Below are 23,173 nucleotides of genomic sequence, written 5' to 3'. Positions count from 1 at the left end.
GGCACGTATGGGGTGGGTGTCGGCCGGCGACTACGAAGTCGCCCTCGACAACGGGAAGGTGGTGTGCCGCAACGCCTCGGGACGGCTGCTGAAGTCGGTGCCGCCGAAGATCGCGGACGATCCGGCGGTCGTGGGCCTCAGGCAGCTGACGGAGTGGCTGGAGCGGCACGAACGGCGGTGTCTGGCCGACGCCGAGCGATGGATGGTCCGTTCGCTGCCCGTGCCGCTCGCGGTCGTCACGCGCGTGTGGCCCGACCCCGCCTGGCGGGCGGCGCTGCGCGATCTCGTCGTCACCGGCACCGACGGACAGATCGCCGGGTTCCTGCGGGACGCCGACCCCGAGCGCGGCCTGGGCCTGGTCGACCTCGACGGCGACACCGTCCGCGTCTCCCCCGACCTCGTCCGCATCCCGCACCCGGTCCTGCTCGAAGATCTGGAGGAGCTGCGGGAGTTCGCCGTCGAGCTGGGCGTGGAGCAGCGCGCCCAGCAGCTCTTCCGCGAGGTCTGGCACCGCCCGGCCACCCTCGACGCCGAGGCGACCGAGGTCGAGGAGTACGCCGGCGGCTCCTTCAAGGAGCTGCGCTTCCTGCACGGCAGAGCCGCCCAGCTCGGCTACCGGGTGCGCGGCGGGTACGCGGTGTGCTCGGTCCTGGAGGCCGGCCGCGGCGTCGAGGCCCGCGTGTGGATCGGCGACTACGACGGCTACGCGGAGACCGAGACGGGCCCCCTGACCTGGTCCGACCCCGCCGGGAAGGGGATGAAGCTCGGTCAGGTCGGGCCGGTGGCCTGGTCGGAGGGCATGCGCATGGCGGCCGCGCTGTACGCGGGACGGGACATCGAGGACGAGGAGCGGGCGGCATGACGTACGACGAGAACAGCGTGACGTCGCTGCTGGACGCCGGCGCCGTCCTGCCGCCGGGCAGCACCGCGCGCGAGGACGCCGACAGCCTCACGGTGCGCACCTACACGCACCCCGCCCTCGACGACCGTCCGGTGGTCCGGCTGGTGCCGGGCACGCTCGGTGAGGCCGAGGACCTGGCGCTGGAGTTCCTGGGACTCACGCGCGAGCCCGAGGCGCCGGAGGTCGGGCAGGTGCGCCGGGAGACCCTGGGCTTCCCGGCCTGGGCGCTGGTCCACGACCCGGCCAACGGGCATCACGCGCTCGCCCTGGTGAAGGACGTCGAGCGCCTCGCCCGGCAGGCCAAGTCCCGCCCGGGCGCGGCCAAGGAGGGCTTCGAGTCGCTCGGCGAGCGGCTGGGCCGGGCCGTGCCGCACTTCCTGCCGACATTTTACGAACAGGCCGCGCGGATCTTCCTGGAGCACGACAACACCACGTACGCCGCGGCGTTCTTCGGCAAGGCCCGGGAGGCCGAGCGGGTGCACGCGCTCGCGGTGGACGAGGAGCGGCAGCGCGCGGTCTTCCTGGAGTTCGCGTTCGCCGGGGCGCTGACCGTGAAGGCCCTCAAGGAGCATGTGCGGGACCTCACCGGGCGGCTCGACCCGGCGGCGGCCTGGACGCAGTTCCGGCAGCTGACCGTGGAGCGCTGCGCGGCCGGGATGCCGCCGTACGCCTCGCTGCCGCAGGACGCGCGCGGGCTGATCAAGGCGGCTGGCCTGGACCGGGTCACCGAGGAGTGCGCGCTGGTCGCCGACCTGATCGCCTCCCCGGCCGCGGTCCGTGCGCCGAGGTCCTTCTGGACCGCCTACCGTTCGGTGCTGCCGGTTCTCGCCGGACAGCGCCCGGAGGTCCGGCTGCGACTGCTGGAGATCATGCCGGCCGGCATCGGCCGGGACGCCGAGGACGAGGAGTTCTGGCTGGCGCTGCTCGCGGAGACCGGGGCCGAGCGGCTGCTGACCGACGAGTCGGCGGCCCGGGAGCACGGCGCCGATCCGGCGGACTGGCTGACCCGCTGGGCGTCCTTCCGCAAGCACGGCGGCTCCTCCTCACGGCGCTGCCCGGCCACGCTGGCGCTGGTCGAGCGCATGGCTCCGCTGCTGCGGGCCGCCGGCCGGCCGGTGGACCTGTGCACCGGCCGCTGGCACGCGGGCGCCGACCTGGATCTGCTGGACCTGTGCGCGGCCGAGCGCGTCCCGATGACGCTGCCGGGCGCCGACGTCCCCGTGTATCTGCCGCTGCCCGAATGGCTGCTGGACAGCCAGGAGGGCCGGCGCGACCTGGCGGCCGTCGCGGCGGACCCGCGGCTGCGCCGGCTGCTGCACCGGGTCATGGACCGGGTGGGCAGCCATCAGCACGCCGCCAAGCTGCTCAGGCGGGTCGCGGATCATCCGGTGCTGTGCCAGGTGCTGCGGGAGTGGCTGGACGAGGCCGCCGGCGACTTCACGCGCGCGGTGGGTCTGCCGGGTGCCCGCGCGGCGCTCGACCGGCTGCGTCCCTTCCGGATGATCGCCTCCGAGGTCGCCCCGGACACGGTGGCCAAGGTCGCCGGACACGCTGTGGCACCGCTGCTCGGCCGTACCGTGCGTGCCGGTGTCCTCGACGAGCTGGGCTGGCCCGCGCTCGACGAGGCGCTGACGCTGCTCGACGGGGAGGTGAGGAAGAAGGGGAACAACCACGACAACTCCCTGGCCCTCCACGAGGCCTGGCCCGCGCTGATCCTGAGCCGCGGCCGCAAGGCGGTCGTCGTCGGCCCGGAGCGCATCCTGCTCGAACACGAGCTGCGGGTACCGCACGATCTGGACCGCTGGCACCGCCCCCGCTTCCGCTTCGTGGACGGGGAGCTGCTCGTGACCTGGTGGCACCGCTCCAAGCAGCACGCCTACTGGTCGGCCCGGCCCACCGAGGTGTTCGAGCTCGGCGGTGAGCAGCTGCCCGCGTGGTGGTCCGGGCAGGAGGCGATCGTCCCCTCGATCCCGCTCGCCGCCGGCGGGCGCGCCACCGGCGGCCGCACCCTGCACGCCGGGGACACCGTCCTGCCGCCGTGCCGTGCCGTCATCGGTGACGGCACCACCCTGTGGCGCCAGGGCAAGGAGGGCCGCAGGACGGTGTGGCTGGAGTACGACCCGGCCACCGGCACGCACGGCCGCGCGTCCCTGCCCGCGCTGCTGCGTGCGGGCGTCCGCGAGGACGCCGAGCTGCTGCCCGCGCAGTGCGAGGTGCTGCCGCTGCAACCGGGCCTGGAGCACAGCCCGTTCGGCACCGACGGCACGGTGCTGGGGCGGTGGGTGCGCACGGAGGGCACGGGCGCCGAGGAGCGCCGTACCGCGGGGACGCCGGGCGGGCGGACGGTGTCGTTCGAGACGGCTGAGGGCGACCGGGCGACCGTTCCGTACGGCGCGCTGCGGCTGCCCGGCGGCGCCGAGCCCGTCGTCGCCCGGCTGAGCGGCCACCGGGCCCACCTGGGGGGACACCTCGGGCTCTTCGCGTGCGACGACACGTCCCCCGCCGGCCTGCTGGGCCAGGTGACGCCGAACGACGGCGGCGGTGAGTACGCCGCCGGCACCCGCCTCGTGCCCCCGCTGCCCTTCTGGCACGCGCTGCGTCCGCGTGACGAGCGGGGCTCGGCCGCACTGCGCGCCATGGGTGACGAGCAGGCCGCGGAGGTACTGAAGGTCACGGCCGAGGCGCTGGTCCTGCGGCAGGAAGCGCTGGCGAAGGCCGGGACGGACGAGACCGCCAAGGCCGCCGTGCCGACCGTCGACACCGTCGTGCTGAAGGCCGTGGAGCAGTTCCTGCCGGACGTCACCGACGAGCGGCTGCGCATCGGTGTCGCCTCCCTCATCCGGTCGGCGCTGCGCCTCACCGACGCGGCCACGGCCTTCGCGAACCCCCCGGAGGAACGGCCGCAGCAGCCGCGCAGCCGCACCGAGGGCATGTTCGCCGACTACAGCCCCGCCCACGGCGACGACCGCACGCTGCACGACGCGCTGTCCGGAATCATCGGACTGCGGGGCTGGTGGTACGGGGAGCGCTGGAGCGTACTGCGGCAGATCCGCGCGGTGAACCACGTGCTGTCCGGCCGCCCCGCCGAAGGCAAACCGCTGCCCGGCATGGAGCGCCTCGGCGCCCTCACCGACGGCTGGACCAGCGAGGACCACACCGTCCCCGCGATCGGCATGGTGTGGCCACCTGTTCTGGGCGTCCTGCGGGCGCTGCTCTACCGCGCCGCCTCCCCCGTCCTGCCCGATGCCCACCGTGAGTCGCTGCTCCTGCTCGCCGAGGCCCTCACCGAGGGACCGCTCGCGTCGGCCGGCGGCACGCTGCGCGACATCGTGCTGAGCGAGCCACTGGAGCAGAACAGGCAGCGGCAGCGCGACGGGCAGGTGCTGCGCCACGGCGGGCGCACGGTGGTGATCCTCGGCACGCACCGGATCGACGTCCGGCACGACCGGGTCCAGTGGCTGGCGCTGGACCACGACCCGTCCGGTGCGTTCGGCGCGGTCGCGCACTTCACGCTGGACCAGGAGACGCGGTACACCCCGACGATGTCCGCCGAGGACCTGACCGCCGTCACCGGCCTCGTCCGGGCGAAGGGCGCCGTGCCCTGGCAGCCGGCGGCGCCCGAGGCGCTGGTCGCGGCGACGGGCGGCGGGCTGGGCCCGCTCCAGGCCACCGTTCTGCTCGCCGGCCAGCCGCAGCAGGCGCACGCCGACGACCTCGCCCTGCTCGGACTGAAGCCCAAGCAGCGGGAGTTCGGCAACGCCCTGCTGCAGGCGCTGGGTGCGCAGGCCCGGTCGGCGCTCCTGGGCGCACTGCTGCCGGACGACCCGGCCGCCCTGTGGACGACGGGACCGGACCTGGACGCCGCCGGGCGGGAGTGGGGCGAGCGGTTCGGCTCGATGGTCCGCCTGCCCGAGGAGCTCCGCGCCGAGCTGGCGGGCATGAACGCCGGCCGCGCCGAGGACGTCCTCAACCCGACCCGCACACCGTGGCTGAGCCGCACCACGGCGCTGCGGTGGGACGAGGACGGCCGGCTCGTGGCGGAGGACCGGCAGGCTCTGCCCAGCAGACACGATCTGTCGGGGGCGGTCCGCGCGCTCGCCGCGCTGTCCTACGTCCTGCCGTACGGCCACCCGCTGCGCGCCGCCCTGCCGGCCGGCCTCGCCGCGCTGCGCCGCCGCATGTCCGACCCGGAGCTGGTGCTCGGCCTGGACGTGGAGTCGACGGAGAAGGGCGGCCCCACCGCGGTGCAGCTGCGCAAGGCGTACGGAATGCCCGCGACCGGCGGCGCCGACGCGCACGGCACGACCCGGATCGGCGAGGCGCTCATTCTGCGCCCCTGGTATCAGGACGTCGAGACGGTCCTGGTCCGGCCCGCTGGGCTCACCGGGCCCGACGACGCCGTGCTCGGGCTGCTGGAAGGCCTGGTCGGCCCGCACCGGGGAGACGGCCTGCGCACGCTGCGCACGCTGCTGGGGGACGAGCTGGGCCGCGCGGTCGCGGCCGGAGCCGGCGCCGGTGGTCAGGGCGAGGGTATGACGGGCTTCGCTCAGGACCCGACCGTCAGTGTGCCGGCACTGGTCGCCGAGGTCGCCGCGGCACACGGCCTGGGCGAGGATGCCGCCGCGCTCTACCTCCAGCTGCTGGCTCTGCCGGACCCGACGGACCGCAACTGCGCCCGCTGGACCGGCTGGAAGCCCGCGCGTCTGAAGAAGGCCCGCACCGAGCTGGCCGCGACGGACCTGGTCGTGTCCGCCAAGCGCCCGCGCGCCGGGCGGACCCTGTTCCTGCCGTGCGGCTGGCGCGACCTGAAGTCGCCCGCGCTGCCGGTGGAGACGTGGAAGGAGGGTCTGTACCCGGTCCTGGACCGCCGGCGTGCGATACCGCCGGCGCCGGTGCCGGAACTCTTCGCGCGCGCCTGGGACCGCGTCCGCGCGGGCGACGGCCCGGCGTACGAGGAACTGACCACGCGCGCGCACCGGCGGGGGCGACGCCCATGACGTCCCTGCCGCCGAGTCGATCACTGCGGAACCTTGTCCGCACCGTCCCCTCGCCTCCCCTTGAGCGCACCGTCCTTGGGCACACACCCCTTGCCTGCACCCCTCTTGCCCGCACCACGTCGAAGGACTTCCGCCGATGACCGCCGCCCTCGCGCCCGACGCGACCCGTCAGATCGTCCCGCCCGAGGACCGGTACGCCGCCGAGCTTGCCTTTCTCGCCGCCTACGACTCCGGTCCGCGGCCGCCCGCCTGGCGGCTCACGCCCCGGTCCGTCGTCACGTTCGTCATGGGCAGCGGCGGCCGGGCGCTGCGGCTGCCCGACGAGGTGGCGGCGCCGGAGGGCATGCCGCGCCGCCTTGAGATCTCGGGCAAGTTCGTGGGCGACCGCGCGCTGGTCGAGCGGTGTGTCGTCACCCTCGCCGGGGAGCGCGGCCTGCTGCTCGTCGGCGAGCCCGGCACCGCCAAGTCGATGCTGTCGGAGCTGCTGTCGGCCGCCGTGTGCGGCACCAGCGGGCTGGTCGTGCAGGGGACGGCAGGCACGACGGAAGATCAGCTCAAGTACGGCTGGAACTACGCCCTGTTGCTCGCGCAGGGCCCGAGCCGGCAGGCGCTCGTCCCGTCGCCGGTGCTCACCGCGATGACCCGGGGCGCGATCGCCCGGGTCGAGGAGGTCACCCGCTGCCTGCCCGAAGTGCAGGACTCCCTGGTGTCGTTGCTGTCGGAGCGGCGCATCGCGGTGCCCGAACTGGCGGGCGGCGAGGACGCCTTGGCGCACGCGGCGCCCGGATTCAACCTCATCGCCACGGCGAACCTTCGGGACAAGGGGGTCTCGGAGATGTCGGCCGCACTCAAGCGCCGCTTCAACTTCGAGACGGTGGGCCCGATCTCGGACCTCGACGCCGAGACGGCTCTGGTGCGCGGTCAGGCCCGGGCGGCGGTGGAGCGGGCCGGGTCACCCTTCCAGGTGGACGACGCCGTGCTGGAGGCCCTGGTCACCGTCTTCCGTGATCTGCGAGAGGGCCGGTCGGCGGAGGGCTGGGAGGTCGAGCGGCCGTCCACGGTCATGAGTACGGCGGAGGCGGTGTCCGTGGCGGGCGCGCTGGGGCTGGCCACGGCGTACTTCCTCGGGGACCGTGACGTCCTCGGCCTGCTGCCCGGCCATCTCCTCGGCGTCGTACGCAAGGACGACCCGGCGGACGCGGCACGGCTGCGCGGCTACTGGGACGGCCCGGTCCGGCGCCGCGCCGAACAGGGATCGGCCACCTGGCGCACGCTGTGGGATCTCCGCACGGTACTGGAGGGCTGAGGATCGTGTCCCACCCGTCCGCCGCCGACGCAACGGCCGAGGCCTGCGCCGATGGTGCTACGGCCGTCGCGGCCTGGACCGGCCCAGACGCCTCGCCCGACGCGGCCGTCGCCGCCCTGACCGGGCCGGCCGCGCCCTGTCTCATCGGGGTACGGCATCACGCGCCTTCCCTGGCCGCCGCCGTGCCCGCGCTGCTGGATGCCGCCGGGCCGGATGTCCTGCTGGTCGAACTCCCCGCCGAACTGCAGGACTGGCTGCCCTGGCTCGCCCACGAGGACACCCAGGCCCCGATCGCCCTCGCCGCCGCCCCCGGCGCCGGGGGCGGCGGCCCGGCGTTCTATCCCTTCGCCGACTTCTCCCCGGAGCTTGCGGCCGTACGCTGGGCCGCCCGGAACGGGGTTCCGGTGATCGCCTGCGACCTGCCACTCGCCGACCGGGCCTGGACGGCTACGGCAGCGCCGGGCCCGGGACCGGAGGACGGGACGGGCATGCCCGACGGCCCGTCGCAGGAGACGGCCGGGCCGGTCGGGACAGCCGGGCCGGTCGGGGCAGCCGGGCCGGTCGGGACGGCCGGGCCGGTCGGGACAGCTGGCGCAGCCAGGACAGCCGGGCCGGTCGCGACGGCCGGGCCGGTCGGGACCGCCAGGACGGCCGCGAAGCCCGGTGCCACGCCGGCGAACACTGCCGGGGAGTCCGCCCCGACGGACGCTTCGGGGGCCGAAGTGCACGGGCGGGACTCCGTACCCGGCTCCCTGGCCGCACCTACGGACAGGGGCTCCGCCACGACCTGCCCTCCGGCGGCCGACCCGGACGGGAAGGGCTCCGCGCCCGGCGCCCCAGGGGCCCCATCCTGTGGGCGTGGTGGTGTGGGCGCCGTGCCCGGGGTCGTGGGCGCGCTACGTTCCCGGCTCACCGGTCGTCCTGGGGACGATCTGTGGGATCGGCTGGTCGAGGCCGCCGCACCCGGTTCCTCGCCGGAGGCGTTGCGGCGGGCCGCGCTGTTGACGGGGTGGGCGCTGCGGGAGGAGGCGGTCGCTTCGGGCGGGGTGCCGGAGCTGGATCTGCGGCGGGAGCGGTGGATGCGGTCGTGCCTCGCCGCCGCCACGGCGCACGGGGAGCGGGCCGCCGTGCTCGTGGGCGCCTTCCACGCCCCGGCGCTCCTGGCACCCGCCGACGAGGACACCGGCAAGCTCCCGGCACCGGCCGACGACGGCACCGACAAGCTCCTGGCGCCGGCCGACGACGGCACCGACGAGGCGACCCGGCAGCCGACCGCCTCCACCTGGACGACCTCCCTCATCCCCTACAGCTACGCCCTGCTGGACGAGCGCTCCGGCTACCCCGCCGGAATCCGTGACCCGGAGTGGCAGCACATGGTGCTGGACGCGGCGGGTGATCCGGCGGCGCTGGAGGACGCGCTGACCCGGGCGGCCGTACGCATATGTGCCCAGTTGCGGGCGCTGGGCCATCCGTCCGGGCCCGCCGACGCGCGGGAGATCGCGCGGCTCGCCGGTGATCTGGCCCGGCTGCGCGGGCTGCCCGCAGCGGGCCGGGGCGAGTTGGTCGAGGCCGTGCAGACGGTACTGACGCAGGGTGAGCCGTACGGGCGCGGGCGGGCCGTCGCTCGGGCGATGGAACAGGTGCTCGTCGGGACGCGCACCGGCCGCCCGGCCCCGGACGCGCCACGCAGCGGACTGGCCCCGGCGGTCGAGGCGGAGCTGGCCTCGCTGGGCCTGCCCGGCCCGGCCGACCCACATCCCGGCGACAACACCCGGGATCTGCGTCTGGACCCGCTGCGCTCGGATCTGGACCGCCGCCGCGAACTGCTGCTCCGGCGCCTGACGGTGTGCGGGGTTCCGTACGGCGATCCCAAGGCCGTGACCGGCACGGGCGGTTCCGACGCACTCACCTCGCGCTGGGAGGTCCGCTGGACCCCGGCCACGGCGGCCATGCTCACCGCCGCCGGCCTGCGGGGTGTCACCCTGGCACAGGCGACCGAGGGCGTGCTGCGGGAACGGCGTCGCACGGAGCGGGACGAGGGCGGCCCGACCGCGGCACAGACCGTCAAGGGCCTGGAAGAGGCGGCGGAGTGCGGCCTGCCCGGGCTCGCGGACGAGCGGCTGACCGACACCGCCGAGGTGCTGCCGGGTTCCGGCACCCTGCCCGAACTCCTTTCCGGACTGGCGCTGTTGGACCGGTTGCGGGCCGGGCACATCGCCGGCCTCGACGACGACGAGGAGCGTACGGCACGCGCGGCAGCGGTGGCCGAGCTGCTGACCGCCGCCGCGGTGCGTCAGGTCGACGGACTGACCGGCTCCGAGGACCCGGCCGACGCGCACGCCCTGCTGGAACTCGCCCATCGCGCCGATGTGTTGGGCGGCATCCGGCTCACCGACGCGCTCACCCGGCTGGCGGCCGACGGTTCTGCGCTGATGCGGGGCGCCGCCGGTGCCGTACGCGTGCTGCTGGGGCAGGAGGAGGCCCGGGCGTTCGGCGACCGGGTCGCCTCCTGGGTGGACGGTGCCGTCGACACCGAGTCGCGTACGGCGCTCACCGCACGTCTCACCGGTCTGCTGAGTGCGGCCGGACCGCTGCTGGAGTCGGCGGCGCCTGCCCTGGAACCGCTGCTGAACCGGGTGTCGGACCTGTCCGACCGGGACTTCCTGGACCGGCTCCCGGCGCTGCGCGGCGGCTTCGACACGCTCAGCCCGGCGGCCCGCGAGCGGCTGCTGACCGCCGTGGAGCAGCGCCTGGACGGTGAGCGCCCGGACGACACCGGCGCCGTCGACCCGGTGGCCCTGGCCAGGTGGACCCGCGCCGACCTCACGGCCCGCGAGACCCTTGCCGCACTCGGGCTCCTGTCACCCGACCGGTCCACCGGGGCGGACACCGACGGCACAGCACGCACACCGGCCGAGGTGGTCCCCGCCGGCCCGGCCACACCGGGCGAGGCGCACGCCGGCGAACCCGCGAGTCCGACGCCCGGCACGCACACCGACGGCCCCGTACCTCCCCCGCCCACTGACGAACACCGCCTGCCCCCAGCCGACCGATGGCGTCTGGTCCTGGGCCGCCGGAACAGTCGGCTCGGCTCCTCCGCACGGCCCTTGGCGACCGCGCTGGACGAGTTGTACGGCAGCGGGCGCGGTGAGGGGAGTCGCGGGGATCTGTCGGGGCAGGGGGCCGGTGGCGGGCGTGAGGCGGCGTTTCCCGGAGTGCGGGAGTGGTCCGAGGAACTCGCCGCGCTGTTCGGCCCTGGTATCCGGGAGGAGGTGCTGGCGGCGGCCGCCGCGAGCGGCCGCCAGGATGTGTTCGCGGAACTGGACCCGGACACGGTACGGCCCTCCGTCGATCTGCTGCGCTCGGTGCTGCGGCACGCCGGCGGTCTGCCGGAGGCCCGGCTGGCGGCGCTGCGTCCGCTGGTCCGCCGACTGGTCGACGCGCTGACCCGGGAGCTGGCGACCCGGCTGCGCCCCGCGCTGCACGGCATCGCGCTGCCGCGCCCCAGCCGGCGTCCCGGCGGCGGCCTCGACCTGCCCCGCACACTGCGGGCCAACCTCGCCACCGCCCGTCGTATGCCGGACGGCACCGTGCGGGTCATACCCGAGCGGCCCGTCTTCCGCAGCCGGGCGAAGCGGGCGGCCGACTGGCGGCTGATCCTGGTCACCGACGTGTCGGGGTCCATGGAGGCGTCCACGATCTGGGCGGCGCTCACCGCCTCGGTGCTGGCCGGGGTGCCCACGCTCGCCACGCACTTCCTGGCCTTCTCCACCGAGGTGATCGATCTGACCGAGCAGGTCGCCGACCCGCTCTCCCTCCTCCTGGAGGTCAGGGTCGGCGGCGGCACCCACATAGCGGCCGGGCTGCGGCACGCGCGTGAGCTGGTCACCGTGCCGTCGCGCACACTCGTCGTGGTCGTCAGCGACTTCGAGGAGGGCTATCCGGTCGGCGGGCTGCTCGCCGAGGTCCGCGCCCTGGTCGGGGCCGGCTGCCAGGTGCTGGGCTGCGCGAGCCTCGACGACACCGGCCGGCCCCGCTACTCCACGGGCGTGGCCGGGCAGTTGGTCGCCGCGGGCATGCCGGTCGCCGCTCTCAGTCCGCTCGAACTCGCCCGCTGGGTAAGGGAGAAGATCGCATGAGCCCGAGCCCGGAGCTGCCTCCGGTCGCACCGTCCGTGACCGCCGAACTCGTCGCGGCGCTCACACCCCGGCTGCGCAAGCGTCTGGACGCGGGCATGGCCAAACTGGCGGACCGCCCCGTCGTCCGGGAGGGCGACGTCGTACGCATCGCGATCGACGACGACACCGACCTCGAACTGCATGTCCCGGACGGCACGGTGGCGAGCGTGGACGCCGTCCGCTGCGGCTGTCTCCTGGCCCCGGACTGCCTCCACCGCGCCGCGATCGCCTCCGCGGCTCCGGTCGCGGACGACACCGGCATCTCTTCGGACACGGCGACTTCGACCGGCGAGGAGCCGGCGGCGGAGCAGCGGACGGTCGAGCCGGAGACGGCCGGCCCCGATCAGCGTGCGGCCGCCCGTGCACTGCTCTCCGCCGCTGCCGCCGTGCTGGAGGCCGGCACGGACGGCGCGGGCGCGGTGCTGCAGGCGGAGCTGCTGCGCGCCGCGCACGCTGCCCGCCTCGCCGGTCTGCACCGGGCCGCCGCCTCGGCCGTGTCCGTGGTCACCGCGCTGCGCGCCGCCCGCGCTGCCGACCCGGACTACCGGCTGGACGACCTCGTCGCGAGGCTGCGTGACGTGCTGTCCGTCGCCCACCGCGTGCCCGACGCCACGGGTGCGGAACTGGCCGGGCTGCGCGGCACGGCACGGCAGCCGTACCGTCCGGACGGCTCGCTGCGGCTGTACGGCCTGTTCTGCGAGCCGGTGCTCACCGCGAGCGGCTACGCGGGTGCCGTCACCTGGACCGCGGACGCCGGGGGCCGGCTGTACCAGGTGTCCGACGTCGCTCCGGGCGGTGCGGGGCGCGCGCTGGGCGCGGCGGACCGGGCGGTCCGGATCGGCGACACGGCCCTGACCCACCGGCAGCTGTCCCGGGCGGGCCTGGCGGTCTCGGGGGCCACCGTCTCCCCCAGCGGGCGGCTCGGCGCGGGCGCGGGAGTACGGGCGGTCGCGGCGGCCGGCGCCGGCTGGCGCGAGGAACCTCTGGACCGGCTCTGGGCGGTGCCGGTGGCCGAGCAGCTCGGCCGGGCGCTGTCCGGCGGCCACGACCTGCTGTTCCTGGAGGTCACCCTCGTGGGTACGGCGGCGGAGGCGAGCGGCGAATGTCTGCTCGCCGAGTGCGGTGCCGTCGTACTGCGGCTGACCAGAGCCCATGATGATCCGGCGCTGCCCCACCGGGACAACCTGCGGTTGCTGGCCGCCGCCCGGGGCAGCCGGCTGCGGATCGTCGCCCGCCTCATCCCGGCCCCGCATCCTCGGGCGCAGCTTCTCGCGGCCGAGCATCCGGTGCTGTCCGGCACGCGGGTCGACGTGGGTTTCGACCGGCTTCAGCGCACGGACCTGCCCGCCGTGCCCGCGTCGTTGGCCCGGCCCGTGCCGGCGGCACCGGAAGAGGCCCCGGTCCACCTGCTGCGCCGCCGGGTGCGGCAGGCGGTGTCGGGCGGCCGGCGGGTGCTGTCCTTCTCCGGCGACACGGCGGCCGACGCCCGGCGGCTGGGCCGCTCCGGGCTCGTGACGGCCGGCGAACTGCTGGAGGTGCTGCACGCGTCGGCGGCGGAGCGGTCCCGCGATGTGTTCGGCCGCCTGCTGCCGACGGACCCGGACCGCTTCGCCCGCGCCTGGCTGGCGGCGGCCCGCTACACCGACGAGCTGGACCGCGCTCTGTGCGCCGCCGCCTGGTCGGGCTGACGGACACGGGAGAGTCCGGGCCCCACGCTGCCGGCCACGGCCGCCCCGCCCGGGGCCTGGGCTCACGCTCCGCGATTCGTCACCTGGACCGGTCCCGCAATCGCCGGTCTGGCCAACGCGAGGACCCTCTTTGCTCGCCGCTGACTCGATGACGCGTCCTGGGACCTCCACGGCGGAGGAGGCGGCGCGGCCGGTCAGGGGTGCACGGACGAAGACGGCTCACTTCGCCGGCCGCGTTCCGTGCCTTGGGAAAAGGTGTCGATGACGTGGCGGAGGAATCCGGCCGCGGTGCCGCCGTCGCAGATTCGGTGGTCGAAGGTCAGGGACAGACGGAAGACCTTCCGTGTCTCCACGCGGCCGTCCACTGCCCAAGGACGGTCGACGAGGCGGCCGATGCCGAGCATCGCCGTCTGGGGGTGATTGAGGATCGGGGTGGCGCCGTCGACGCCGAGAGGACCGTAGTTGTTGAGGGCGGGAAACGGCCCCCGTCGCCGCCGCCGACGACCTCGCCGCGAGCATGACGGAGATCTGGAGCGACGTGCTGGGCGTGCCTGTCGGCCCGGACGACGACTTCTTCGGGCTCGGCGGCAACTCCCTGTTCGCTGTCCGCATCGGTGCCGCTCTGCGCGCCCGCGGTCTGCCGTCCCCGCGGCTGCGGGACCTGTACCGACACCCGACCGTCCGGGGAGCGGGCGCGAGTCTCAGAGCCACGGCCGAGTGACCCGTGCAGTAGGCCTGCCGGAGCTCCCATGGGTGATCCATGGGAGCGATGGGAGGCATCATCGAAGGAGGGGAGACCCTCAGCGAGGAGTGGCGATGAGGTTGTCGTTCCTTGAACCCCTCTACGCGGAACCGGGCCCGTTCGCCTCCGTGTACCTGAACACCTCCCGAAACGTCGAGCATCCCGAGCGGGCGATCGCGCTGCGCTGGCGTCGGCTGCGCGAGAGTCTGTCCCGTCAGGGCGCGGACCGGGCGCTGCTGAACGTACTGGAGGAGGTGGTCGGCGCCGACACGGAGGTGCCGGGGGTGCACGGTCAGGCCATCTTCGCCGCCCACGGCACACTCGTCCTGGACGGGGAGCTGCCCAGGCCGCCCGAGCACGACTCCGCGCGCTACAGCACCCTGCCGGACGCGATGCCCCTGGTCACCCAGCACCTTCCGGAGATCCCCTACATGGCCGTGGTCGTCCACTACGGCGGCCTTCCGACCGCCGAGACCCACGGCTGGGTGACTCTGGAGGCGGAGACCGGCACCTGGCCCGCGTCCACCGTCACCCCGGGTGAGCGGCTGCACCGCAGGGTCGCGGTGGCGACCTGGCACCGCGCCTCCCTCCGGCTCGGTCACCGGCTGGACGAACGGGCGCGGCACGCCCATGCCGACGCCGTCGTCGTGGGCGGGGACGAGTGGGCCTGCAACGTACTGATCCGCCGCCTGCCGCACACCCTGCGGGACAAGGTCGTACGCGTGGGCGGCCGGACCCCCACCGACACCGGACGCGCCCTGTTGGAGCCGCAGCTCGACGGCGTCTTCCGCGGCCGCATGGCCGCGCACGACCGGGAGCTCGTGGACATCTTCATCGGTCGGCGTGCCCTGGACGGACCCATGACGGACGGGCTGGCCGCCACCGTCGCCGCCCTCCAGCGCGGCCAGGTCGCGGCACTGCTGCTGAACCGACCGCCAGGGTCTTCGCTGCGGCTCTGGTCGGGCTCCCAGCCCACTCAGCTCGCCCTGACCGAGGCGGAGCTGATGTCCTTCGGCGTGCGGGCCCCGCGCGAGGAACGTGCTGACGAGGCCCTCGTACGGGCCCTCGTCGGCACCGGTGCCGAGCTGGTCGTCGTACCGGAGAGCGAGCTGAGGCTGTACGAGGGCGTGGGCGCCCTGCTGCGGTACACCGACCCGGGGACCCCATCCTGACGCCGACGCGCTGCGCCTCCCGGATCACGGGTCGCCCCTGGCGCCCGACCGTCCCGAATCGCGCCGCGCGCTGAACACTCCGACACTGGGCTGGAGCAGCGGATGGGGCACATGGACAGGAGCAGGAGCGGCGTGGCGGAGACGGACGTTTCGATCACCCCGCCCACGACCTGGGCGGCAGGCGGGCCGGCGGTGGCCGACCCGCTGCGGTACTCCTTGGAGCGGACGACGGTCCGCCGTACGGCGCCGGCACTGCTCGGCCTCGACCAGACCAAGGGCTTCGGCTGCCCGGGCTGCGCCTGGCCGGAACCGGACCCCGCTCACCGGTATCGCAACGAGTACTGCGGGTGCGGCGGCGAGCACGATCACGCCGCGCGGCTTCCGGAACGCACCACGACCGGGGCCGCCGGCGCCACCGCCACGGCCCCGCGGTCCGATGGCCCATGAAGGGACCCCCGAGGACCTGGTCCGCGCGGCCCACGCCGCGGGCGTGACCGACGCACGTCTCCTGGAGGCCGTACGGAGCATCCCCCGGGCGGAATTCGTCCCCGCGGACGAGGTGGCATTCGCGTACCGGGACACGCCCGTTCCGCTCCCCCACAGGCAGGTGACCACCCAGCCCTCGCTGATCGCCATGATGGTCTCCGCGCTCGGCCTCACCGGAGACGAACAGGTCCTGGAGGTCGGGACCGGATACGGCTGGCAGACCGCGCTGCTGGCCCGCTTGGCCGCGTACGTCGTCAGCGTCGAGCGCTGGCCCGACCTGGTCGACGAGGCCCGGCTGCGGCTGGCCGGGCAGGGCGTCGGCAATGCCGAGGTCGTACTCGGCGACGGGACCCTCGGGATGCCGAGCCGTGCCCCGTACGACGCCGTGATCGTCTGCGCGGCCTTCCCACGCGTGCCTGAGCCGCTCGTGGCTCAGCTCCGCACCGGTGGCCGGCTGGTCCAGCCGATCGGGCAGGGCGGACAGGAACGTGTCGAGCTGTACGAGCGGCGGGCCCACGACCTGGTGCGCCGCAGGACGGTCACCGCGGCGCGGTTCGTCCGGCTGTACGGCGCCCATGGGTATGACGAGCGGTGACGCGCTCAGCGCTGATAGGTCCCGACCAGGGTGCCGGAGGCCAGCTCCCTGCCCTTCAGGGCACGGTGCACGTCGTCGGCGCCCGGGCGGTCGTGCAGCGGCAGGGGTTCGGACAGGGCGTACAGGCGGAAGAAGTAGCGGTGCGGTCCGTGCCCCGGTGGAGGCATCGGCCCTCCCCAGCCCACGCGGCCGAAGCCGTTGGGCCACGGCTGGCCGCCCTGGGGCTCCTGGCCCTCCGCCGCCCCGGTCGTCCCCGGATCGATGCCGGTCACCAGCCAGTGCAGGAAGGTCGTCCCCGGCGCGTCCGGGTCCTCGCACAGGAGCACCAGCTCCGTGGCCTCGTGGGGCACCCCCGACCAGGTCAGGGGCGGTGAGATGTTCTCGCCCTCCCCGCTGTACCGACGGGGGATCACCGTTTTGTCGTCGAACGCGGTGCTGCTGAGTTCAATTCCGCTCATGCGCGCGGCCATACCCGCAAACGGCGGCACCGGCACCGGTCCGCACCCCAAAACCCCCGCTCGGCCGAGCCCACCCGGGCCGCCTCCGGCAGCGGGGGTGAAGATGGCAGTGTGCCGACGAGGATCCTGCTGGAGGGCCGCCCTGGCGCGGGCAAGACGACCGCTCTGCGGCGGCTCGCCGCGCTGCTGCCCACCCACACGGCCACCGGCTTCACCACGGAGGAGATCCGGCAATCCGGCGCCCGCGTCGGTTTCGCCCTGGAGACCCTGGCAGGCCGACGGGAAGTGCTCGCCCATGTCGACCTTCCCGGTCCGCCACGGGTGGGGAAGTACGGCGTCGACACGGGCGTCATGGAACGATTGGCGCTGCCGTCGCTTCGGCCGGCAGCAACCGAGGAGGCAACAGGGCGGCTGGTGCTCATCGACGAGCTGGGGCGGATGGAACTGGCGTGCACGGCGTTCCGGCACGCGGTCGACGCGCTGTTCGTCGCAGAGGTCGACGTCGTCGCCACGGTCCACACGCACCGCGATCCGTTCACCGACGCCCTCAAGCGGCGCGCCGACATCGAGGTCGTCCAGCTCACTCCGGCAAACCGGGACGTCCTTCCGGGGGAGCTCGCGGCCCGGTTGCAGCAGCCCGGGATGCACGGAAGGCCTCCCTCTCACGGATGAGAGACCGGCCCCCGACCTGCTGAAAGCAGGGCCGGGGCGACAGGATGTGAGGTCGCCCGCCCGGTGCGACCGGCGGCGCCCACTATCAAGGGTCAGTGTCTGCCCACCGAGTACAAGGATCTTGCCCGGGTCGTGCACCGCCCGCGGCTTGCGGCACGGCTGGGGCGCCGCCGACAACGCGGCGGGAACGTGCCTCGCGCCGGGGCGATGCAACCGGACCGTGAACGAGCACTGTCATCCCAGCTCAAGTGCTCTATGTTGCCCTCCGGCCGTCCCCGGGGACGAGGACCGCTCGGCCTCGCCAGGCGCGAGGCACCCCATGTTCAGGGACCGCCCATGCCAGCCGACACACGGTCGGAACTCTTGGTCCACTCCGAGCAGTTGACCGCGCTCTACGCCGAGTTGCCGCCCCTGGAGCACCTGGTTCTCAGTTCGGTGCACTTGAGTCCCTACGGCCCCGGTGTGAAGCTGCGGACGGAGCGTCGAGCCGCTCACTCAGCCTTCACGTGTGAATACGTCGGCACTGCAGCCCTCGACGCGCCACGGCCAACCATGCACGAGGTCGTCAGCCGCATTGCCGGGCTGTCGACTCGGACGGTGGCCCGCGGCTCTCGGGGGCCGAACTTCTTTCGAGATCATGACGTTTCCCGACGTCGTGATCTCGAATTGTGTCTGCGCGGCTAACGTGCTGGTCATGACGAACGCGGAGATCGGTGTCATCGGTGGGTCCGGCTTCTACTCCTTCCTCGACGCAGTGACAGAGGTCCAGGTCGACACCCCGTACGGGGCCCCCAGCGATTCCCTCTTCCTCGGCGAGATCGCCGGCCGGCGGGTCGCGTTCCTCCCCCGCCACGGCCGCGGTCACCATCTGCCGCCGCACCGGATCAACTACCGCGCCAACCTGTGGGCGCTGCGCTCCGTCGGCGTACGTCAGATTCTCGGTCCCTGCGCGGTGGGCGGAGTCCGCCCGGAGTACGGACCGGGCACGCTGCTGATCCCCGACCAGTTGGTGGACCGCACGAAGGCCCGGGTGCAGACATACTTCGACGGGCTGCCGCTGCCGGACGGCACCACGCCGAACGTGGTGCACGTGTCCCTGGCCGACCCGTACTGCCCCGTCGGACGAGTGGCCGCGCTGAAGGCCGCGTACGGCCGGGACTGGGAGCCCGTGGACGGCGGCACCCTGGTCGTGGTCGAGGGGCCGCGGTTCTCCACCCGCGCGGAATCGTTGTGGCACCGGGCGCAGGGCTGGTCCGTTGTGGGTATGACCGGTCATCCCGAGGCCGCGCTTGCCCGTGAACTGGAGCTGTGTTACACGTCGTTGACCCTGGTCACGGACCTCGACGCAGGGGCGGAGACCGGGGAGGGTGTCTCGCACGACGAGGTGCTGAACGTGTTCGCCGCCAACGTGGACCGGCTGCGGAGCGTGCTGTTCGACGCGGTGGCCGCACTGCCCGAAACCAAGGAGCGGGACTGCCCGTGCGTGAACGCGCTCGGCGGGATGAACCCGGGCTTCGAGCTGCCGTAGCCGCGCGAGGGTCAGGACTGTCCCGATGGCGGGAAGTGGCCGTAACCAGTCAGCCGGAACCGCATGTCCGGCTCGCTCTGTGGGCCGGCGCAGCTCACGACTACTCGCCTGGGCTCACCATCGCCAATACCCCGAAGGGTACTGTCGAACTGGCCCTTTCCATGGTCGATGTAAAGAATCAGAAGATCCATTGGCTTCAGGTGGGTATTCCCGCTGCCACACGGGAACTGAAGGCGCACCATCTGACGCCCGGCGCGCGGGAGCTTCTCAACAACCTCGGTGAGGCAACGTACGACGGGCCGTGCCCACGCCCCAACAGCACCCACCCGTATCGCCTGACGCTGTACGCGTGTGGCATGTGGGGGTCAGTCATCGCCGACTTCAAGGGCCGCATACTGTGGACCGTCACACTACGGCTGGGACGCATGCACGACCCGACCGGCGCCCCGACACCTGTCACACCATTGCCGACCTCGTCTCCGACCGCTGTCACGACCTGAGACCAACCCCATGGGCCACACACGTCCCCCTGTCGCCAGCCAACTGGTAAGCACCGGGCGCCGCCCGTGCGGGTGGTGGAGGTGACTGTGTCGCCAAATCCTTACGGCACGGGGCGCCGGCCGGCAGGCCTCCTTTCGTGTCTAGGCGCTGTACGTAGGAGACGGAGCCGAAGACGCCGGTCCCACGGTGGGCCCTCTCAAGCAGGCACCTAGTACCACCGTGACAGCGGCGGCGCCGTAGGCCCATGCCTGCAAAGGGAACCCGGGCAACAGCCGCCCGGCGAGGTACAGGACCGTGCCGGCGAGCGTGACGGTCAGCCACTCCCAGCGGCCGTCCAGGGCGACGAGGGCGACGACGAGCAGGGAGTACCAGGGGTAGTTGGGCGAGAACAGCAGCAGAGTCGTACCGGTCAGCAGGAGGGCACCGCGCCAGGGGCGTGCCGGGTCGCCGCGCCACCACACGAACAGGGCCGTGAGCGCGAGCAGGACGATGGCCACGATTTCGGCGGCGGAGTCCGGCAGGATCAGCCGCAGCAAGGCGAAGCGGCGTACATCGCCGGGTTCGTATCCTTCTTCGTTCAGGTAGCCGGGGAGATAGCCGAGGACTCCGGTGCCGGAGGCCATGACGTAGGGCACGTAGGCGAGCGCGACCGTGGCAACGGCAGCCGCCGTCACCGTCCCGATGCGTCTCGCGTCGCGCTGCCCGGCCAGGGCGCCGGGCAGGGCCAGCACGGGCAGCAGCTTGACCGCGATGGCGGCGCCGAGCAGGGCGCCGCGGCGCGTCCCCGCGGTGGCGGTGCCGAGAGCCAGCACGGTGAGCAGGACGCCGAGGGTGTCGATGTGTGCGTTGTTGACGGCCTCGAAGGGGACGGCCGGGCACCAGCCCCACAACGCGGCACGGCCGGCGGCGCGTTGCGGGTCCCCTCGTCGGCGCAGGACGACGAGCAGGGCTGCGGTGGTGCCGAACGCCAGTACCGCGCCCCCTACTTGGATCGGCTTGTGGCGACTGTCCGGTGGCGAGAGGGCGTGGACGCCCAGGAACCAGCCCTCGGCGACGGGCGGGTAGATCGTCGGAACGGTGGGGCGGTTGATGCGGACACACACTCCGCCGTCGGTGCGCCTCAGACCCCAGCCGTCGCAGGATCCACTGGTGGGGAACAGCCAGTTGTCCCGCAGATGGGCCAGTTGGGGGGCGGCCGGCGGATAGGCGTAGGGCGAGATGCCGGCGGCCTGCACGCGTCCGTCCCAGGCGTAGCGGTACATGTCGTCGCTGGTGCGGGGCGCTGCCGCCAGGCCGGCCAGGGCGACGGCGGCCGAGCCCGCGAGCACGAGGAACGTCGCGGCGCGGGCGGGGGCCTTGCGTACGGCCCAGGCCCCGGCGGCGAACAGTGTCCAGGCGATGCCGTATCCGGCGAGCAGGCGGCCCGGGTCGCTCTGGTTGTCGCCGGCCCGGAGGGTGGCGACGACTGCGGCGGTGAGCGCGGCGAGCAGCACCACCGTGACCGCCGTACACACACGACCGATGCGGCGGTTCGCCGGTACGGCGGGGTGGTCGGGGACGGGCTCGGCGGACCGGGGAGCCGGCCAACGCGTCGAGGCACTGTCGGTCATGAGGGAGGGCGCCTCTCGGTGATCGGGGCCTGTGCGTGGGGGTGCTCCGCGTGCGGGCGGCGCAGTTCGACGAACGGGCGGCCCTCGGCCGTCCAGCGGCCGGTCTGGATCCAGCCGGCGGAGCGTGCGGCGGACAGCAGCGCGGTGGTGCCCAGCCTGGCCCAGGAGAAGGGCCGGCCGTGGTGACCGTGGGCGTTCTCGACGCGGACGGTGAGGCGCTCGTCCACGTCCTGCGGGGCGGCCTCGGCCAGCAGGAGCCCGCCGGGGGCGGCCAGTTCGCGCAGGCGGCGCAGCAGGGCGACGGGATCGCCGCCGATGCCGATGTTGCCGTCCAGCAGCAGTACGGTGCCCCAGCGGCCTTCGCCCGGGAGGTGGTCGAAGACGGACCGCCGTATGGCGGCACCGCCACTGCGCCGGGTCCGCTGCACGGCGTCCCGGCTGAGGTCCACGCCCAGCGCCGGTACGCCACGGGCGGCCAGTGCGGCCACCAGGCGTCCCGGCCCGCACCCCGCATCCAGGACGGAGCCCGTACATCGGCGCAGCACGGTGGTGTCCGCCGCGTCGGCAGGTGCACACCAACGTTCCACGTCCAGCGGCAGCGTGTGCTCCACGCCGAAGCCGTCGGGGCGATCAGAGTGTGACAGGCGGCGCAGGAAGAGCGGGCCGCGTCCGGTGCGCAGAGCGTGGGCGTAGGGATCGTCGGTCCACGGGGCGCCCGGTGCCACGGGCGTGGTGGGCTCGGCGGGGCTCGGCAGGTGTTTCCCGGCTGCGCCTGCCGTCGGGGGCTTCGGCCGGAGCTCGGTCGTGACCGCGTCCGGCCACTCGGCCACGACCGTGTGCGTGCCGACTGCGGTCCCGGTCATCGGGCCACCTCCGCCAGCGAGTTGAGGACGGCGGCGAAGCTGGAGCCCCGTGCGCAGCGGGCGGCGGCCTCGACGGCGTCGGCAGCGGTGTCCACATCGCGCAGTACCGGCAGGTCGGCCACCGCCAGCCCTGCCTCGGTCAGGCGGTCGCGTTGGATCGCGCCCGTCCGGTCCGTCGACATCGGCACCCCACGGACCAGGGCGCCGGCCCGGGCGGGATCGGCAAGGCCCAGCGCCCAGAAGCCGCCGTCCGCGGCCGGACCGAACCAGGCGTCGTGGCCGTCCCGGCCGACGCCGGCGATCATGTCGGCGGTCATGTGGGGGGTGTCCATGCCGACCAGGAGTGTCGGTCCGTCGCAGTGCTCGAAGGCGGCGGCGATCCGCTCGTCCAGGCCGCCGGAGCTCTGGGCTACGACGTCGTAGCCGGGTGGCAGCCACGGGCCGGGGGTGCCGTCGAGGGCGAGGACGCGGCGGCGTGCGGGGGCCTTGAGCACGGTGTGGAGGGTGTCGGCGAGGGCGGCCTCGGCGAGGGCGGCCGCCTCCTGCGGTGTGTAGGGCGGGGTGAGCCGCGTCTTGACCCGACCGGGCACGGGTTCCTTGGCGATCACCAGCAGGGTCACCGGGGTTCGGGCGCTCATCGTTCGCCTCCCCGCACGCCGGCGCCGACGACCTCGGGGGCGGTGACGGGCGCCTCGGCGAGCACGGCGCGCATGTCCCGCACGGCCTGCCAAGTGCCCCGCCAGGTGCCGGTGACTTTGGAGCGGCCGGTTCGCGGGTGGTAGGACACGTCCATCTCCGCCACCCGCCAGCCGGCGTCGGCACCGCGCACCACCATCTGCAGCGGGTAGCCCGAGCGCCGGTCGGTCAGGTCCAGGGCGAGCAGGGCCTCGCGCCGGGCGGCGCGCATCGGACCGAGGTCGTGCAGGCGCACTCCGGTGCGCCTGCGGACGAGCCGGGCCAGCTCCAGGTTGGCCAGGCGGGCGTGCGGAGGCCATGCCTTGGGGGTGGTGGGGCGCCGTCGGCCCAGCACAAGGTCCGCGGTGCCGTCGAGGACGGGCGCGGCGATGCGCGGCAGCAGGGCGGGGTCGAGGGAGGCGTCGCAGTCGCAGAAGCAGACGACGTCGGCCGTGGCGGCGGTCAGGCCGGCGTGGCAGGCGGCGCCGAAGCCGCGCACCGGCTCGGACACCACGTGGGCGCCGAGGGCGCGGGCGATGTCCGCCGAGCCGTCGGTGGAGCCGTTGTCGACGACGATGGCGCGCCAGCCGGACGGAATCCGGTCGAGCACCCAGGGCAGTGCCTCGGCCTCGTTCAGGCAGGGCAGCACCACGTCGACCTGGGAAGGGGAAGAGGAGGGAGTCTCGATCACCCCACTCACCCTACGAACGAAAAAAGGACATAACGGACTTGGTGTCCTTACGGATCTCTGACGTCGGCGGCACTCCTTACGGATCTCTGACGTCCCCCGTCACACGCGCC

General features: G+C 74.1%; 16 protein-coding genes and 2 pseudogenes. 12 read left to right on the top strand and 6 right to left on the bottom strand.

Annotation, left to right across the window (positions count from 1 at the left end):
* The first annotated feature begins 7 nt into the window (after positions 1–7).
* From O1G22_RS36515 to O1G22_RS36495, 5 genes are all read left to right on the top strand, one after another.
* A complete protein-coding gene (locus O1G22_RS36515) occupies positions 8–862 on the top strand; it encodes a DUF4132 domain-containing protein (RefSeq protein WP_270085206.1) in 855 nt (284 codons plus the stop codon).
* Positions 859–5,898, top strand: coding sequence for a hypothetical protein (locus tag O1G22_RS36510; RefSeq protein WP_270085205.1), 5,040 nt, complete (start codon positions 859–861; stop codon positions 5,896–5,898). Before O1G22_RS36515 ends, O1G22_RS36510 begins: the two co-directional genes overlap by 4 nt.
* Before the next feature lie 136 nt (positions 5,899–6,034).
* Positions 6,035–7,204 carry an ATP-binding protein gene (locus O1G22_RS36505; protein ID WP_270085204.1) on the top strand — a complete coding sequence of 390 codons (1,170 nt, stop codon included), beginning with the start codon at positions 6,035–6,037 and terminating at the stop codon, positions 7,202–7,204.
* 116 nt (positions 7,205–7,320) lie between these two features.
* The gene (locus O1G22_RS36500; protein ID WP_428986528.1) at positions 7,321–11,343 is read left to right on the top strand and encodes a vWA domain-containing protein; all 4,023 of its coding nucleotides are present in this window, start codon (positions 7,321–7,323) and stop codon (positions 11,341–11,343) included.
* A complete protein-coding gene (locus tag O1G22_RS36495; RefSeq protein ID WP_270085202.1) occupies positions 11,340–13,070 on the top strand; it encodes a hypothetical protein in 1,731 nt (576 codons plus the stop codon). Before O1G22_RS36500 ends, O1G22_RS36495 begins: the two co-directional genes overlap by 4 nt.
* A 194-nt stretch (positions 13,071–13,264) precedes the next feature.
* Here the strand turns inward: O1G22_RS36495 and O1G22_RS36490 are convergent.
* Positions 13,265–13,528: pseudogene (locus O1G22_RS36490) on the bottom strand (2-oxo acid dehydrogenase subunit E2); the annotation flags it as partial.
* 29 nt (positions 13,529–13,557) lie between these two features.
* Here O1G22_RS36490 and O1G22_RS36485 point away from each other — a divergent pair.
* The 4 genes and pseudogenes from O1G22_RS36485 to O1G22_RS36470 form a co-directional block, all read left to right on the top strand.
* Positions 13,558–13,791, top strand: a pseudogene (locus O1G22_RS36485) (phosphopantetheine-binding protein); the annotation flags it as partial.
* Between the two features lie 95 nt (positions 13,792–13,886).
* A complete protein-coding gene (locus O1G22_RS36480; RefSeq protein WP_270085201.1) occupies positions 13,887–14,984 on the top strand; it encodes a baeRF2 domain-containing protein in 1,098 nt (365 codons plus the stop codon).
* 132 nt (positions 14,985–15,116) lie between these two features.
* A complete protein-coding gene (locus tag O1G22_RS36475) occupies positions 15,117–15,431 on the top strand; it encodes a hypothetical protein (protein WP_270085200.1) in 315 nt (104 codons plus the stop codon).
* Positions 15,421–16,065, top strand: coding sequence for a protein-L-isoaspartate(D-aspartate) O-methyltransferase (locus tag O1G22_RS36470; protein ID WP_270085199.1), 645 nt, complete (start codon positions 15,421–15,423; stop codon positions 16,063–16,065). Before O1G22_RS36475 ends, O1G22_RS36470 begins: the two co-directional genes overlap by 11 nt.
* 5 nt (positions 16,066–16,070) lie before the next feature.
* Here O1G22_RS36470 and O1G22_RS36465 read toward each other — a convergent pair whose 3' ends face one another.
* On the bottom strand, positions 16,071–16,523 hold the full coding sequence (locus O1G22_RS36465; RefSeq protein WP_270085198.1) for a YbhB/YbcL family Raf kinase inhibitor-like protein: 453 nt from the start codon (positions 16,521–16,523) through the stop codon (positions 16,071–16,073).
* Positions 16,524–16,634: 111 nt separating this feature from the next.
* Here O1G22_RS36465 and O1G22_RS36460 point away from each other — a divergent pair, with 111 nt between their 5' ends.
* The 3 genes from O1G22_RS36460 (at position 16,635) to O1G22_RS36450 (ending at position 19,223) form a co-directional block, all read left to right on the top strand.
* Complete coding sequence (locus tag O1G22_RS36460; protein ID WP_270085197.1) at positions 16,635–17,195, top strand: nucleoside-triphosphatase; 561 nt, start codon at positions 16,635–16,637, stop codon at positions 17,193–17,195.
* Between the two features lie 694 nt (positions 17,196–17,889).
* Positions 17,890–18,723 (top strand): S-methyl-5'-thioadenosine phosphorylase, encoded by an 834-nt coding sequence (locus tag O1G22_RS36455; RefSeq protein WP_270085196.1) that lies wholly within the window; start codon positions 17,890–17,892, stop codon positions 18,721–18,723.
* Between the two features lie 35 nt (positions 18,724–18,758).
* Complete coding sequence (locus tag O1G22_RS36450; protein WP_270085195.1) at positions 18,759–19,223, top strand: YbhB/YbcL family Raf kinase inhibitor-like protein; 465 nt, start codon at positions 18,759–18,761, stop codon at positions 19,221–19,223.
* Positions 19,224–19,364: 141 nt separating this feature from the next.
* Here the strand turns inward: O1G22_RS36450 and O1G22_RS36445 are convergent, their stop codons facing one another.
* Genes O1G22_RS36445 through O1G22_RS36430 form a run of 4 tightly spaced genes read right to left on the bottom strand, consistent with a single transcriptional unit; the run spans position 19,365 to position 23,060 of the window.
* Positions 19,365–20,834: a glycosyltransferase family 87 protein gene (locus tag O1G22_RS36445; protein ID WP_270085194.1), complete on the bottom strand. Its 1,470-nt coding sequence runs from the start codon at positions 20,832–20,834 to the stop codon at positions 19,365–19,367.
* Positions 20,831–21,697, bottom strand: a complete 867-nt coding sequence (locus O1G22_RS36440) for a class I SAM-dependent DNA methyltransferase (RefSeq protein WP_270085193.1) — start codon at positions 21,695–21,697, stop codon at positions 20,831–20,833. Before O1G22_RS36440 ends, O1G22_RS36445 begins: the two co-directional genes overlap by 4 nt.
* Positions 21,694–22,335, bottom strand: a complete 642-nt coding sequence (locus O1G22_RS36435; protein WP_270085192.1) for a TIGR04282 family arsenosugar biosynthesis glycosyltransferase — start codon at positions 22,333–22,335, stop codon at positions 21,694–21,696. The genes O1G22_RS36440 and O1G22_RS36435 overlap by 4 nt, the downstream gene beginning before the upstream one ends.
* Positions 22,332–23,060 (bottom strand): glycosyltransferase family 2 protein, encoded by a 729-nt coding sequence (locus O1G22_RS36430; RefSeq protein WP_270086633.1) that lies wholly within the window; start codon positions 23,058–23,060, stop codon positions 22,332–22,334. The genes O1G22_RS36435 and O1G22_RS36430 overlap by 4 nt, the downstream gene beginning before the upstream one ends.
* Between the last annotated feature and the right edge of the window lie 113 nt (positions 23,061–23,173).

The sequence above is a fragment of the Streptomyces camelliae genome (assembly GCF_027625935.1).
Classification (GTDB): domain Bacteria; phylum Actinomycetota; class Actinomycetes; order Streptomycetales; family Streptomycetaceae; genus Streptomyces; species Streptomyces camelliae.
The sequence above is the reverse complement of the archived record's forward strand: the minus strand, read 5'-3'. Positions and strand labels throughout refer to the sequence as shown.

What these genes read in the sequence shown, in the direction of transcription:
- O1G22_RS36455 (WP_270085196.1), top strand. Translation starts at nt 17,890, where the DNA reads ATGACGAACGCGGAGATCGGTGTCATCGGTGGGTCCGGCTTCTACTCC.
- O1G22_RS36465 (WP_270085198.1), bottom strand. Translation starts at nt 16,523, where the DNA reads ATGAGCGGAATTGAACTCAGCAGCACCGCGTTCGACGACAAAACGGTG.
- O1G22_RS36510 (WP_270085205.1), top strand. Translation starts at nt 859, where the DNA reads ATGACGTACGACGAGAACAGCGTGACGTCGCTGCTGGACGCCGGCGCC.
- O1G22_RS36495 (WP_270085202.1), top strand. Translation starts at nt 11,340, where the DNA reads ATGAGCCCGAGCCCGGAGCTGCCTCCGGTCGCACCGTCCGTGACCGCC.
- O1G22_RS36445 (WP_270085194.1), bottom strand. Translation starts at nt 20,834, where the DNA reads ATGACCGACAGTGCCTCGACGCGTTGGCCGGCTCCCCGGTCCGCCGAG.
- O1G22_RS36515 (WP_270085206.1), top strand. Translation starts at nt 8, where the DNA reads ATGGGGTGGGTGTCGGCCGGCGACTACGAAGTCGCCCTCGACAACGGG.
- O1G22_RS36480 (WP_270085201.1), top strand. Translation starts at nt 13,887, where the DNA reads ATGAGGTTGTCGTTCCTTGAACCCCTCTACGCGGAACCGGGCCCGTTC.
- O1G22_RS36440 (WP_270085193.1), bottom strand. Translation starts at nt 21,697, where the DNA reads ATGACCGGGACCGCAGTCGGCACGCACACGGTCGTGGCCGAGTGGCCG.
- O1G22_RS36505 (WP_270085204.1), top strand. Translation starts at nt 6,035, where the DNA reads ATGACCGCCGCCCTCGCGCCCGACGCGACCCGTCAGATCGTCCCGCCC.
- O1G22_RS36435 (WP_270085192.1), bottom strand. Translation starts at nt 22,335, where the DNA reads ATGAGCGCCCGAACCCCGGTGACCCTGCTGGTGATCGCCAAGGAACCC.
- O1G22_RS36470 (WP_270085199.1), top strand. Translation starts at nt 15,421, where the DNA reads ATGGCCCATGAAGGGACCCCCGAGGACCTGGTCCGCGCGGCCCACGCC.